The organism is Polaromonas sp. DSP2-3-2b2 (genome assembly GCF_049895905.1).
Classification (GTDB): domain Bacteria; phylum Pseudomonadota; class Gammaproteobacteria; order Burkholderiales; family Burkholderiaceae_C; genus Polaromonas.
The window spans coordinates 60,026-73,009 of record NZ_JAFCTH010000011.1; the positions used below are offsets into that span (position 1 = coordinate 60,026).

Here is a 12,984-nt window from a genome sequence, read left to right on the forward strand (position 1 = left end):
CTCGCAGTTGCCATAGATGGTTGGTTCAGGGCGCGTCATTGCAAGACGCGCCTTTTTTTATGCTCTTGGCCGTGGTCTGTTTATTTTTCCTGCAACATATTCAAGTAATTAGGTGTTTTTGTTGATGAATCACATTCGAAATTTTTCGATCATTGCACACATTGATCATGGCAAATCCACGCTTGCAGACCGGTTGATCCAGCGCTGCGGCGGCCTGCAGGACCGTGAAATGAGCGCCCAGGTGCTCGATTCGATGGACATTGAAAAAGAGCGCGGCATCACCATCAAGGCGCAGACCGCTTCGCTCAAATACAAGGCCAAGGACGGCCAGGTGTACAACCTGAACCTGATTGACACACCCGGTCATGTGGACTTCTCATACGAAGTCAGCCGTTCGCTGTCTGCCTGCGAGGGCGCGCTGCTGGTGGTCGATGCCAGCCAGGGCGTGGAAGCGCAGACCGTGGCGAACTGCTACACGGCGCTGGAACTGGGCGTGACGGTGGTGCCGGTGCTCAACAAGATGGATCTGCCGCAGGCTGACCCCGACAACGCCCGGCAGGAAATCGAAGAAGTGATCGGCATTGACGCGACCGACGCGATTCCCTGCAGTGCCAAGACCGGCATGGGCATCGACGAGATTCTCGAAGCGGTCGTCGCCCTGATCCCGCCGCCCAAGGGCAACCCGGATGCCGCGCTGCGCGCCATGATCATCGACAGCTGGTACGACGCTTATGTGGGCGTGGTGATGCTGGTTCGCGTGGTCGATGGCCGGCTGGCCAAGGGCGACCGCATCAAGCTCATGGCCAGCGAGGCGACCTACAACGCCGAGCAGCTGGGTGTCTTCACGCCGCACACCGAGCCGCGCCAATCGCTCGAAGCGGGCGAGGTGGGTTTCGTGATTGCCGGCATCAAGGAACTGCAGGCCGCCCGCGTGGGCGACACCGTCACCTTGATCAAGGGCGGCACCGGCGGCGCCGCCTTCACCGCGACCGAAGCGCTGCCGGGTTTCAAGGAAATCCAGCCGCAGGTGTTTGCCGGCCTGTACCCGTCGGAAGCCAGCGAATATGAATCCCTTCGCGATGCGCTGGAAAAGCTCAAGCTCAACGATGCCTCGCTGCATTACGAGCCCGAAGTCAGCGAAGCGCTGGGTTTTGGCTTTCGCTGCGGCTTTCTTGGCCTGCTGCACATGGAGATCGTCCAGGAGCGGCTGGAGCGCGAGTTTGACCAGGACCTGATCACGACCGCGCCCAGCGTGGTCTATGAGGTGCTCAAGGCCGATGGCGAGATCATCAGGGTCGAAAACCCGTCGAAAATTCCCGATGGCGGGCGCGTCAACGAGATTCGCGAACCCATCGTCACCGTGCACCTGTACATGCCGCAGGACTACGTTGGCGCCGTCATGACGCTGGCCAACCAGAAGCGCGGCGTGCAGCTGAACATGGCCTACCACGGCAAGCAGGTCATGCTGACCTATGAAATGCCGCTGGGCGAGATCGTGCTGGACTTTTTTGACAAGCTCAAGTCAGTGTCGCGCGGCTATGCGTCGATGGACTACGAGTTCAAGGAATTTCGCGCCTCCGACGTGGTGAAGGTCGATATCTTGCTCAACGGCGAGAAGGTTGATGCGCTGTCTATCATCGTTCACCGCAGCCAGTCGGCCTATCGGGGCAGGGCGGTGGTGGCCAAGATGCGTGAGATCATTTCGCGCCAGCAGTTCGATGTGGCGATCCAGGCGGCCATCGGCGCCAACGTCATTGCCCGCGAAACCATCAAGGCCTTGCGCAAGAACGTGATTGCCAAGTGCTATGGCGGCGACATTTCCCGCAAGAAAAAGCTTCTTGAAAAGCAGAAGGCAGGCAAAAAGCGCATGAAACAAATCGGTTCAGTGGAAGTGCCGCAAGAAGCATTCCTGGCTATCTTGCAGGTGGAAGACTGATGCGCGGCGTCATGAGTTCCCTCACCGCCGTGGTGCTGGCCGGCTTTGTCGGCTACGGCGCTGCCTGGTATTTTGGCTTGGTCGAAGGCAACTTTTCCGCCCTGCTGTTTCTGGCTGCCGTGGTGACTGGCATTTATTGGGTGGCCGAGCGGCTTTATTTTCTGCCGCAGCGGCGCAAGGCCGTGGCCGCCCTGGATGCGAACGCCGCCAGCCGCCGAACTGAACTGGCCAAAATGGGCATCAGCCAGGTCGATGACAACACCCAGGATGCTAGAAGCCGGCTGATCATGCAGCCGTGGTGGCTCGACTGGACTGCCGGGCTGTTCCCGGTGATCATCATCGTTTTTCTGCTGCGTTCCTTCTTGTTCGAGCCGTTCAAGATTCCGTCGGGCTCGATGATTCCGACGCTGGTGGTCAATGACCTGATCCTGGTCAACAAGTTTCACTACGGCGTGCGCCTGCCGGTCATCAACCTCAAGGTGCTCGACAACCACAGCCCCGAGCGCGGCGACGTCATGGTGTTTCGCTATCCGCCCAAGCCCAGCCTGGACTACATCAAGCGCGTGGTCGGCATTCCCGGCGACGAGGTGGCCTACCTGAACAAGAAGCTCACCATCAACGGCAAGCCCTTGCCCAAAGCGGCTCTCCCGGATTATTTCGATGCCGATTCGATGCGCTATGCCAAACAGTTCGAGGAAATCAACGGCGAGCGCAAATACCGCCTGCTCAATGACGACGACCGTCCTTCCTTCATTGCCGGTGCCGACAATTTCCCCAACCGGGACAATTGCCGCTACAGCACCGAAGGCGTGGTCTGCAAGGTGCCTGAAGGGCAGTATTTCATGATGGGCGACAACCGCGACAATTCACTCGATTCACGCTATTGGGGCTTTGTGCCCGAGCAGAACATCGTCGGCAAGGCGTTTTTTGTCTGGATGAACTTTGGCAATCTCAAGCGCATCGGTTCCTTTGATTGAGCGGGAACACCTTAGCGCGTCAATTGCCAGAAAAAGCATTTCTTCATGAATTTCCCTTGGAACTCGCATCTATGAAACACACGCAACGTGGTATTTCCTTCATCGGCATCCTTTTTGTCGGCGCAATTGTGGCTTTCTCTTTTGTACTGGGCGCGCAAGTGGTGCCGACGCTGATTGAATTCCAGGCCATCACCAAGGCTGCAACGAAGGCCACGGCAGGCAACACCGTGCCCGAAGTCAGGGCCATCTTCGACAAGGCCGGGCAGATCGATGACATCCATTCGATTTCCGGCAAGGACCTGAACGTGACGAAAGAGGGCGACAAGACCGTGGTGGCTTTTGCCTACACGCGTGAAATCCACATGGCCGGACCCGCCTATTTGCTGCTGAAGTACAGCGGACGATCCAAATAAAGTGCGCACTGCTTCTCCCTCCAGTCCTGCCCTGCAGGCCCTGCAAAAGCGCCTGCAGCATGAATTCGCCAATCCCAAGCTGCTTGCCCAGGCGCTGACGCATCGCAGCTTTTCCTCAGATCACAACGAACGTGTCGAATTCCTGGGCGATTCCGTCCTGAACCTGGCCGTGGCCGGACTGCTGTACGAGCAGTTGAGCGAATTGCCCGAGGGTGATCTGTCGCGCGTGCGCGCCAACCTCGTCAAGCAGGACACGCTGCACCATCTGGCCGTGGTGCTGGGCTTGCCCGACCTGCTGCGGCTGGGCGAGGGCGAAGCCCGTTCGGGCGGAAAAAACCGGCCGTCCATGCTGGCCGATGCGCTGGAAGCGGTGATCGGCGCGGTGTATCTCGATGCCGGTTATGACAAGGCCGACCAGCTGGTGCGCCGCCTTTTCAAGGACGTCGAGGTCAACCCGCAAATGAAAGCCATCGGCAAGGACCCGAAGACCGAATTGCAGGAGTGGCTCCAGGGGCGCAAAATGCGGCTTCCTGCCTACAAGGTGGTTGGCACGATGGGTGCGGCGCACCAGCAGACCTTTGATGTGGAATGCGAAATCACCGAATTCGGCCGCGCCGAACGCGGCATTGGCATTTCGCGGCGGGCCGGCGAACAGGCCGCCGCCAGCGCCATGCTGCTTTACGTCAAGACGCTGGCCGCTTGAGAGCCTTTTTGGCAATGCCGCCTCTGGCTTGCCACCCAACACGATTGAATTGATTATGAGTACCGGTAAAAAAGAATCCAGCCAACCCGTCAACCCCTTGCTCCAGGCCGGGGAAGCGGTGGCATCTCCCGCATCGCTGGAGCCGGCGCAGAGCCAGGACGCGATCGACGCGATGCTCGCCCAGGCGACGGCCTTCCGTGGCGCGGCTGTACCTGCAGCAGACGACAGCACTGCCAGCCTTCCGCCCGTGGGTGAGCAGCGCTGCGGCCTGATCGCCATTGTCGGCAAGCCCAACGTGGGCAAGTCCACCCTGCTCAATGCACTGGTCGGCCAGAAAGTCAGCATCACCTCGCGCAAGGCGCAGACCACGCGCCACCGCATCACCGGCATGCGCACGCGCGCCGCGACGCAGTTCGTGTTTGTCGATACGCCGGGTTTTCAGACGCGTCACGGCAATGCCCTGAACCGTTCGCTGAACCGCACCGTGGTTGGCGCCGTCAATGACGTCGATCTGATCGTTTTCGTGGTGGAAGCCGGTCAGTTCAACCTGGCGGATGCCAAGGTGCTGGCGCTGCTGCCCGAGAAAACGCCGGCCATCTTGCTGGCCAACAAGTTCGACCTGATCCACCGCCGCGCCGAAATCGCGCCCTGGCTGCGCTCCATGCAGGAGCGCCACAACTTTGCCGAATTCGTGCCGATGTCGGCCAACAATGCCAAGGATGTCGAGCGCCTGTTCGGCATTTGCGAAAAATACCTGCCGGTGCAGCCGTGGATGTATGGCGCCGATGAGCTGACCGACCGCAGCGACCGCTTCATGGCCGCCGAGATCATCCGCGAAAAGCTGTTTCGCCTGACCGGTGACGAGCTGCCCTACACCTCGACCGTCATCATCGACCAGTACGAGGAAGAAGGGAACCTGCGCAAGATTGCCGCCACCATCGTCGTCGAGCGCGACGGCCACAAGGGCATGATCATTGGCGAGAAGGGCGAAAAGCTCAAGCGCATCGGCACCGAGGCGCGTCATGAACTCGAAGCGCTGACTGGTGGCAAGGTGTTCCTGGAGATCTGGGTCAAGGTCCGCTCCGGCTGGGCCGATGACGAGGCAAGAGTCAAGACCTTCGGCTACGAATAAGCCGTGGTTGCTTCAAGCGTCTAGGCCTAATCGTAAAACTGCACAACGGTGGCATCCCAACGCATCAGTAACGAACCGGCCTACGTCCTGCACCGTTACGACTGGAGCGAGTCCAGCCTGATCCTCGATGTGTTCACCCGCCACTACGGGCGCGTGGCGCTGGTGGCGCGCGGCGCCAAGAAACCGAGTTCCAGCTTCCGGCCCATCTTGCTGCCGCTCCAGCCCCTGCATGTCGCCTTTGGCGGCGATGCGGAAATCCGCAACCTCAAGAGCGCCGAATGGCAGGGCGGTCATGTCATGCCCAGCGGCGATGCGCTGCTCTCGGGTTATTACCTCAATGAATTGCTGATGCGCCTGCTGGCCCGGGACGACCCGCATCCGCTGCTGTTTGACGCGTATGCCGCCACGGTCCAGTTGCTCGCCAGCCAGAATGCCGACACGCTGCAACTGGCGCTGCGCGCCTTCGAGTTGCGCCTGCTGCAGGGTATTGGCTTGCTGCCCTTGCTGAACGTGGAAACCGCGACGCTGGCGCCCTTGGTGGTGCAGCAGCGCTATGTGCTGGTCGCCGAAGCCGGCCTGCGGCAGGCGAATGACGACGACCGCTTCAGCTTGAGCGGCGAACACTGGCAGGCGCTGCAGCAGTCGTTGGGTGACAAGGCGCTGTTTTCCGACACGCTTCTAGCCTGCGTGCCGGCTGCCAATGAACTCAAAATCCAGTCGCGCGCCTTGCTGCACTACCATTGCGGCGTCAGGGTTTTGAAAACCCGGCAAATGATGATGGACCTGCAAGCCCTCTAACGCTGTATTTACGATTTATTTCGATGGACTTCGCCATGATCGCCTTATTCCATTCCGACCATCGTTCGCACCCGCCCCATCCGCCCGGCACCCTGAAAACCGTGCTGTCGGTCAATGTCAACAAGGTGGCGCTGCTTCGAAATAGCCGGCATCTGGACATTCCAAGCGTGCTGCGCGCCGCCGAGCTGTGCCTGCAGGCCGGCGCGCGCGGCATCACGGTGCATCCCCGGCCTGACGAGCGCCATATCCGCTCTGACGATGTGTATGAAATCGCCGCGCTGATGAAAGACTGGCCGCATTGCGAATTCAACATCGAAGGCAATCCGATGCAAAATTTGATGCATTTTGTGCACGACCTGTCAGCCCGGGGCCTGCCGCTGCACCAATGCACCTTCGTGCCCGACAGCGAAGACCAGTTCACCAGCGACCATGGCTGGCGTTTTCCGCAGGATGCCGAAATTTTGCGGCCGCACATCGAATACGCTCATGCGCGCGGCGTGCGCGTCAGTCTGTTCATGGACCCGGTGCCCGAGGCCATGGCCGCCGCCAAGGGCATCGGTGCCGACCGGGTCGAGCTGTACACCGAAAGCTACGCCCTGGCCTGGTCCGGTCCCGAAAAAAACAAGACATTAAGCCTGTTTACGCAGACTGCGCGGGCGGCGGCAGCTATCAATCTGGGAGTAAACGCCGGACACGACCTGAACCGTGACAACCTGGCCGAATTCCTGCGCGCCGTGCCCGGTGTGCTGGAAGTGTCGATCGGCCATGCGCTGATCGCCGATGCGCTGGAACTGGGTTACGAGGCCACCGTCAAGGATTACCTGCGCTGCATCGACCAGGCATTTGCGCCGGCTGCCGTCGCCTGATGATCTACGGCATCGGCACCGACATTTGCGATATTCGCCGCATCCGCGCCAGCCTGGACCGCCACGGCGAACGCTTCGCCCAAAGAATCCTCAGCGACGGCGAACTGGCGACCTGGACCGAGCGCAGCGCGCGCTGGCCGGATCGCGGCGTCAGTTACCTGGCGACCCGCTTTTCAGCCAAGGAAGCCTTCAGCAAGGCCATAGGCCTGGGGATGCGACTGCCCATGACCTGGCGCCACTGTGAAATCGTCAAGGCGGCCAGCGGCAAGCCCGAGATCGTGCTGCACGGCGCGCTCAAGAACTGGTTTGACGCGCGGGAGCTTTCGGCGCATATCACCGTGACCGATGAAACCGACTATGCCGCCAGTTTTTGCGTTGTAGAGACAAAATAGCCTTTGCGCACGCTCCGCCTGCGCAAGCAGCTATGAATTGAATAGTGACCCTGAAATGATTCCCATGACCCAGCACGCCCCCCTCATCATCGACATTGCCGGCCTCAGCCTGGCCAAGGCCGACCGCCGCCGCCTCAAGCATCCGCTGACCGGCGGCATCATCTTGTTTGCCCGCAACTGGAAAGACCGCCAGCAGCTCGGCAAGCTGTGCGCCGAGATCAAGGACCTCCGCGACGACCTCTTGATCTGCGTCGACCATGAAGGCGGCCGGGTGCAGCGCTTTCGCACCGACGGCCTGACCCATCTGCCGCCCATGCGCGCCCTGGGCGAGCAGTGGATGGGCGACCAGCTGGCGGCCACCAACGCCGCCACCGCCTGCGGCTACGTGCTGGGCGCCGAGTTGCGGGCCTGCGGCGTCGATTTCAGTTTCACGCCGGTGCTGGACCTTGATTTTGGCGAAAGCGGCGTGATCGGCGACCGCGCCTTCGGCCGCGACCCGCGCGTCGTCAGCCTGCTGGCCAAGAGCCTGATGCACGGCCTGCTGCAAAGCGGCATGGCCAACTGCGGCAAGCATTTTCCCGGCCACGGGTTTGTGAAAGCTGATTCGCACACCGAGATTCCGGTGGACACGCGCACCCTGAACGCCATCTTGAAAGACGATGCCGCGCCCTACGAGTGGCTCAACACCACGCTGTCGAGCGTGATGCCGGCGCATGTGATCTATCCCAAGGTCGATGCGCGGCCGGCCGGCTTTTCCAGCAAATGGCTGAACTTCATTTTGCGCAGTCAGCTCGGCTTTGGCGGCGCGATTTTCAGCGATGACCTGAGCATGGCCGGCGCCCGGCTGATCGATGGCGTGGAAGTCAGCTACACCGAGGCTGCCATCGCCGCGCTGAACGCCGGCTGCGACATGGTGCTGCTGTGCAACCAGTCGGTGGAGGGCGGCAAGCCGGTCGATGACTTGCTCGATGGCATGGCCGAGGCGCTGCTCAAGGGCCGCTGGGAGGCGCTGGAAGCCAGCGAACTGCGCCGCCTGGCCCTGCTGCCGCAGACGCCGGCGCTGGAGTGGGATGAACTCATGGTGCATCCGGCCTACATGCATGCGCTGGGCCTGATTCCCTGACCCGCGCGCGGGCCAGCGCGTTCAGGCCATGGCCGGCCACTCCAGCTTGCCCGCCGCGTCGATGTGCGTCAGGTAGACGCGCAGGTCGAACTCGTACTGGTGGTACTGCGGCTCCATGTAGGTGCAAAGCTGGTAGAAGGCCTTGTCATGGCCCTTTTCCTTGATGTGCGCCAGTTCATGCACGGCAATCATGCGTAGAAACTCGACCGGCACTTCCTTGAACAGCGACGCCACGCGGATTTCGCGCTTGGACTTGAGCTTGCTGCCCTGCACCCGCGAAATCGTCGTGTGCGTGCCCAGCGCGTGGGTGATGATTTGCAGCTTGCTGTCGAAAGCCACCTTCGACAGCGGCTCCGAATGGCGCAAAAACTCGCTTTTGAGCGCCATCACATAGTCGTACAGAGCCTTGTCGGTCCTGACGCTGTGGGCATGGCTGTATTTGGCGAGCAGCGACTCGCCGAGGCTACCCTTGGCCAGCAACTGCTGAACTTGCGTTTGAAGGTTTTCCGGGTAGCCGGCAAGGTATTTCATGACGTTCTACTATTATTTTTGTAGCTGGATAAGCTTACGGGTAATGCGCAAACGCCTCTTTTCATTCAAAAGATAGCCGCTGCTGGACAGTGCCGGATGGTAGCGTAATCCGGCAGGCTGCTCATCGGTTTGCAGCTTGACCGGTGTGAAGAAAGTGCCGACACCTGCTTAGCCCGTAGGCGTTGCGGGTGTATTGAAAAGTAATTCTCATGGCAGTAGATGCGGCAGGCGAGAAGAATCGCAAGCCGGTTCGCAGTCAAGGACGGCCTTCGTCTCCAAGCCCGGCGAACTGAAAGGCGCCTGCAAGCGCAAGCGCTTGCAGTTCGACAATTTAGTTTGAAGGGAAGCATGATGGCAAAAAACGTATTGCGATTCACCCAGACCCTGGCCGCTGCCAGCGAAGAGGTCACGCGATGGGGAGGCCGGATCACCCAGCAGTTCAGCCCCACGGTCTTCGTGGCCGAACTTCCGGATGGCGCCGACGAAGCGGCAATGACCGCATCAACAGCGCAGCCGACCCAGCCGCTCGACGAGGCCTCGCAACTGGCCGTTGACGCGTGGAACGACGGCGTGCAGGCCCGAAGCACCCGCGCCGGCCAGGCACGATCGGCGACCGAAGGCCTGAGCTGGGACACGCCGGGCTATGAGCCGCCGCGTGAACTCGGTACGCTTGAACCCGCGACGCGCGCAGCCGGTGCACCCGAAGCCCCGTCCGAATCGACCGGCACGCCCACCAGCCGCTACCTGATCGGTTCGGTGGCGGTGGGCGTCGTGCTGGTGTCGCGCAACACCGGCGCGGAAGTGCTGAGCAGCGCCGAACGCACAAAAATCATCCAGGAAGTGCAGGAGGGGCTGGGCTGGCTGGCCGGCGTCGAGCCGCGGGCGCGCGTGTCCTTTGTGTACGACATCCGCACGGTCACGGTGTCGTCGGCCCCCGGTCCGTACGCAGGCGTCGCCGATGCCTACGAACGCTACGAGCGCGACTGGCGCGACGCCGCGCTGGCCAGCATGGGTTACGCCGCCGGTCGGCCCGGCTACCAGAAGTACGCCAGCGACCTGCGCGCCAGCCGGCACACCGACTGGGCCTACGTGGCCTTTTTCACCAAATACCCGCTGAACCATTTTGCCTATGCCATCGTCGAGAAGGTGGTGATGAACTATGCCAACGACGGCTGGGGCCCAGACAACATCAACACGGTGTTTGCCCATGAGTCGTGCCACATCTTCGGCGCCGCCGACGAGTATGGCTCGTGCGCTTGCGGCACCACCAGCGGCCATCTGGCGGTGCCCAATAGCAACTGCAAGAACTGCTTCCCGCCGGGAACCCAGCTGTCCTGCCTCATGAACGCCAATACCCTGGACATGTGCACCTTCAGCCGAAAGCAGATCGGCTGGGACGAACGGCTGTTTCCACGGCAGGTCGGCTGGTCGGGCTGGGTGGCGCTCGGCGCGCCTGCGGGCGGCTTTTCCGGGGCGCCGGCCGTAATTTCGCGCAACGGCACGGTCTGCAACATCTACGTTCGCGGCGCCGACAACGCGCTCTGGCAAAAAGCCTGGTTCAACAAGGCCTGGCACGACTGGGGACGGCACAACGACGGCGGCGTGCTGGCGTCGGAACCGGCGCTGGGCTCGATGGGGCCGGACCACGAGCATGTGTTCGTGCGCGGCACCGACAACCAGGTCTGGCAGAAATTCTGGAAAGCCGCCAGCGGCTGGTCGGGCTGGTTCGCGCTCGGCGCGCCGCCGGTGGGTTTCACCGGCGCGCCGGCGGTCGTCTCGCGCAACGGAACGGTCTGCAACATCTATGTGCGCGGTGCCGACAACGCGCTCTGGCAAAAGGCCTGGTTCAACAACGCCTGGCATGACTGGGCCCGCCACGGCGACGGCGGCGTGCTGGCGTCCGAACCCGCGCTGGGCACCATGGGACCGGACCACGAGCATGTGTTCGTGCGCGGCACCGACAGCCAGGTCTGGCAGAAATGGTGGACGGGCGGCGGCGGCTGGTCGGGCTGGGTGGCGCTGGGCGCGCCTCCGGGCGGCTTCGTCGGCGCGCCAACCGTCATTTCGCGCAACAACTCGGTCTGCAATATCTATGTTCGCGGCACCGACAATGCGCTCTGGCAGCGGGCTTACTGGAACAACGCCTGGCACGACTGGGGGCGGCACAACGACGGCGGCGTGCTGGCGTCAGAGCCTGCACTGGGCTCGATGGGACCGAACCACGAGCATGTGTTCGTTCGCGGCACCGACAGCCAGGTCTGGCAGAAATGGTGGCAGGGCTGATGCGGATGCGCGCGCCAGCTGGCTGAAGCCGGCTGTGCCCGGGGCAATGGCTGGCCCAGCGCCAGTTCGTTTTGACCAGAAAACAATTTTTTGGCATCAAACAGGCTTTTTGCGCAGGACCAGTATGCGCAAGCAGCTATGAATTAAGGAGCAAAGATCCTTCAGCGCCTTGCGTTTCGTGACCGAAGGCCGGGGTTGAGTTCGCCTCAGGCCTCGCGGCGCAGCGCCGGGAACAAAATCACGTCACGGATGCTCGGGCTGTCGGTCAGCAGCATCATCAGCCGGTCGATGCCGATGCCGCAGCCGCCGGTCGGCGGCATGCCGTACTCCAGCGCGCGGATGAAGTCGTGGTCGTAGAACATGGCTTCGTCGTCGCCGCTGTCCTTGGCATCGACCTGCGCATTGAAGCGCGCGGCCTGTTCCTCGGCATCGTTCAGCTCGCTAAAGCCGTTGCCGAATTCGCGGCCGGTGATGTACAACTCGAAACGCTCGGTGACCTCCGGGCGCTCGTCATTGGCGCGGGCCAGCGGCGAGATTTCGGTCGGGTGTTCCATGATGAAGGTCGGTTGCCAGAGTTTTTCCTCGACGGTTTCCTCGAAATACAGCACCTGCAGGCTGGCCAGCGAGCGGCCGGCCAGGCGGTTCTTGGCTTCAGTCAAGCCGAGCTTTTTCAGGGCGCTGGTCAGCCATTCGGAATGGTCCACGTTGTCGCCCGCGTCGGTGTGCTTGAGGATGGCTTCGCGAATCGTCAGGCGTTCGAACGGCTGGCTCAGATCGACCGGCTTGCCGGCATAGCTCAACTCCAGCGAGCCGCAGACCTTTTGCGCCGCGTCGCGGATCAGCGCTTCGGTGAAGGTCATCAGGTCAAGGTAGTTCCACCAGGCCGCGTAGAACTCCATCATGGTGAACTCGGGGTTGTGGCGAACGCTGATGCCTTCGTTGCGGTAGCTGCGGTTGATCTCGAACACGCGCTCGAAGCCGCCGACAATCAGGCGCTTCAAGTACAGCTCGGGTGCGATGCGCAGGAACATTTCCTGGTCCAGCGCGTTGTGGTGCGTCTTGAAGGGCTTGGCGTTTGCGCCGCCCGGAATCGGGTGCAGCATCGGCGTCTCGACCTCCAGGAAGTCATTCGCCACCATGAACTCGCGAAGGCCGCTGACGGCCTTGCTGCGCGCCATGAAACGCTTGCGCGCGTCCTCGTCCATGATCAGGTCGACATAACGCTGGCGGTATTTGACTTCCTGGTCGGCCATGCCGTGAAACTTGTCGGGAAGCGGGCGCAGGCTTTTGGTGACCAGCCGGATGCTGTCGGCATGAATCGACAATTCGCCCGTCTTGGTGCGAAACAGCGTTCCGGCGGCGGACACGATGTCGCCCAGGTCCCAGTGCTTGAAGGCGGCATGCACTTCCTCGCCCACATCGTCGTTCTTGATGTAAATCTGGATGCGCCCGCCCGTGGGGCCGAAGGACGCATCCTGCAGGGTCGCAAAGCTGGCCTTGCCCATGACGCGCTTGAGCATCATGCGGCCAGCGACCGTGACCTTGACCGCCAGGGGTTCGAGTTCTTCGTTGCTCAGGTGGCTGTACTGCGCAAACAGCGTTTCGGCGCGGTGTTCGGGCTTGATGTCGTTGGGAAAGGCTACGCCCTTGCCGTCGGCCTGGTGCTGGCGCAGGACGGCGAGCTTTTCCCGGCGCTCGACCATGAGCTGGTTTTCGTCGTGATGGGCGGGGGCAACGCTGGCGGCGGCGGGAGAAGTCGGGTGGCTGGACATAGATCGGTGTTCCGGAAAAAGAGGGCTGAAAACGTCGGGCGCCGTGCCGCCTGCGAAG

General features: G+C 61.8%; 12 protein-coding genes. 10 read left to right on the forward strand and 2 right to left on the reverse strand.

Annotated features, from left to right (window positions below):
- The first annotated feature begins 124 nt into the window (after positions 1-124).
- From lepA to nagZ, 9 genes are all read left to right on the forward strand, one after another.
- Complete coding sequence (lepA, locus tag ACP7AD_RS11205) at positions 125-1,936, forward strand: translation elongation factor 4 (RefSeq protein WP_426147394.1); 1,812 nt, start codon at positions 125-127, stop codon at positions 1,934-1,936.
- 11 nt (positions 1,937-1,947) lie between these two features.
- Positions 1,948-2,913, forward strand: a complete 966-nt coding sequence (gene lepB / locus ACP7AD_RS11210) for a signal peptidase I (protein ID WP_426147396.1) — start codon at positions 1,948-1,950, stop codon at positions 2,911-2,913.
- Between the two features lie 71 nt (positions 2,914-2,984).
- Entirely contained in the window at positions 2,985-3,326 is a 342-nt protein-coding gene (locus ACP7AD_RS11215; RefSeq protein ID WP_426147397.1) for a DUF4845 domain-containing protein, read from the forward strand.
- Between the two features lies 1 nt (position 3,327).
- Positions 3,328-4,029, forward strand: coding sequence for a ribonuclease III (gene rnc, locus ACP7AD_RS11220; protein ID WP_426147398.1), 702 nt, complete (start codon positions 3,328-3,330; stop codon positions 4,027-4,029).
- A gap of 55 nt (positions 4,030-4,084) precedes the next feature.
- Positions 4,085-5,161 (forward strand): GTPase Era, encoded by a 1,077-nt coding sequence (gene era / locus ACP7AD_RS11225; RefSeq protein ID WP_426147400.1) that lies wholly within the window; start codon positions 4,085-4,087, stop codon positions 5,159-5,161.
- A gap of 48 nt (positions 5,162-5,209) precedes the next feature.
- Positions 5,210-5,959 carry a DNA repair protein RecO gene (gene recO / locus ACP7AD_RS11230; RefSeq protein WP_426147402.1) on the forward strand — a complete coding sequence of 250 codons (750 nt, stop codon included), beginning with the start codon at positions 5,210-5,212 and terminating at the stop codon, positions 5,957-5,959.
- Between the two features lie 35 nt (positions 5,960-5,994).
- Complete coding sequence (locus ACP7AD_RS11235; RefSeq protein ID WP_426147404.1) at positions 5,995-6,825, forward strand: pyridoxine 5'-phosphate synthase; 831 nt, start codon at positions 5,995-5,997, stop codon at positions 6,823-6,825.
- Entirely contained in the window at positions 6,825-7,217 is a 393-nt protein-coding gene (gene acpS, locus ACP7AD_RS11240; protein WP_426147406.1) for a holo-ACP synthase, read from the forward strand. The genes ACP7AD_RS11235 and acpS overlap by 1 nt, the downstream gene beginning before the upstream one ends.
- A gap of 64 nt (positions 7,218-7,281) precedes the next feature.
- Complete coding sequence (gene nagZ, locus ACP7AD_RS11245; RefSeq protein ID WP_426147408.1) at positions 7,282-8,340, forward strand: beta-N-acetylhexosaminidase; 1,059 nt, start codon at positions 7,282-7,284, stop codon at positions 8,338-8,340.
- Between the two features lie 21 nt (positions 8,341-8,361).
- Here the strand turns inward: nagZ and ACP7AD_RS11250 are convergent, their stop codons facing one another.
- Positions 8,362-8,871: a YgjP-like metallopeptidase domain-containing protein gene (locus ACP7AD_RS11250; RefSeq protein ID WP_426147410.1), complete on the reverse strand. Its 510-nt coding sequence runs from the start codon at positions 8,869-8,871 to the stop codon at positions 8,362-8,364.
- 351 nt (positions 8,872-9,222) lie between these two features.
- Here ACP7AD_RS11250 and ACP7AD_RS11255 point away from each other — a divergent pair, with 351 nt between their 5' ends.
- Positions 9,223-11,154, forward strand: a complete 1,932-nt coding sequence (locus ACP7AD_RS11255) for a hypothetical protein (protein ID WP_426147412.1) — start codon at positions 9,223-9,225, stop codon at positions 11,152-11,154.
- Between the two features lie 206 nt (positions 11,155-11,360).
- On the opposite strand, the gene lysS is transcribed toward ACP7AD_RS11255, so the two are convergent.
- The gene (gene lysS / locus ACP7AD_RS11260) at positions 11,361-12,926 is read right to left on the reverse strand and encodes a lysine--tRNA ligase (RefSeq protein WP_426147414.1); all 1,566 of its coding nucleotides are present in this window, start codon (positions 12,924-12,926) and stop codon (positions 11,361-11,363) included.
- Positions 12,927-12,984 lie beyond the last annotated feature (58 nt).

What these genes read in the sequence shown, in the direction of transcription:
- lepA (WP_426147394.1), top strand. Translation starts at nt 125, where the DNA reads ATGAATCACATTCGAAATTTTTCGATCATTGCACACATTGATCATGGC.
- lepB (WP_426147396.1), top strand. Translation starts at nt 1,948, where the DNA reads ATGAGTTCCCTCACCGCCGTGGTGCTGGCCGGCTTTGTCGGCTACGGC.
- ACP7AD_RS11215 (WP_426147397.1), top strand. Translation starts at nt 2,985, where the DNA reads ATGAAACACACGCAACGTGGTATTTCCTTCATCGGCATCCTTTTTGTC.
- era (WP_426147400.1), top strand. Translation starts at nt 4,085, where the DNA reads ATGAGTACCGGTAAAAAAGAATCCAGCCAACCCGTCAACCCCTTGCTC.
- ACP7AD_RS11235 (WP_426147404.1), top strand. Translation starts at nt 5,995, where the DNA reads ATGATCGCCTTATTCCATTCCGACCATCGTTCGCACCCGCCCCATCCG.
- acpS (WP_426147406.1), top strand. Translation starts at nt 6,825, where the DNA reads ATGATCTACGGCATCGGCACCGACATTTGCGATATTCGCCGCATCCGC.
- nagZ (WP_426147408.1), top strand. Translation starts at nt 7,282, where the DNA reads ATGACCCAGCACGCCCCCCTCATCATCGACATTGCCGGCCTCAGCCTG.
- ACP7AD_RS11250 (WP_426147410.1), bottom strand. Translation starts at nt 8,871, where the DNA reads ATGAAATACCTTGCCGGCTACCCGGAAAACCTTCAAACGCAAGTTCAG.
- ACP7AD_RS11255 (WP_426147412.1), top strand. Translation starts at nt 9,223, where the DNA reads ATGGCAAAAAACGTATTGCGATTCACCCAGACCCTGGCCGCTGCCAGC.
- lysS (WP_426147414.1), bottom strand. Translation starts at nt 12,926, where the DNA reads ATGTCCAGCCACCCGACTTCTCCCGCCGCCGCCAGCGTTGCCCCCGCC.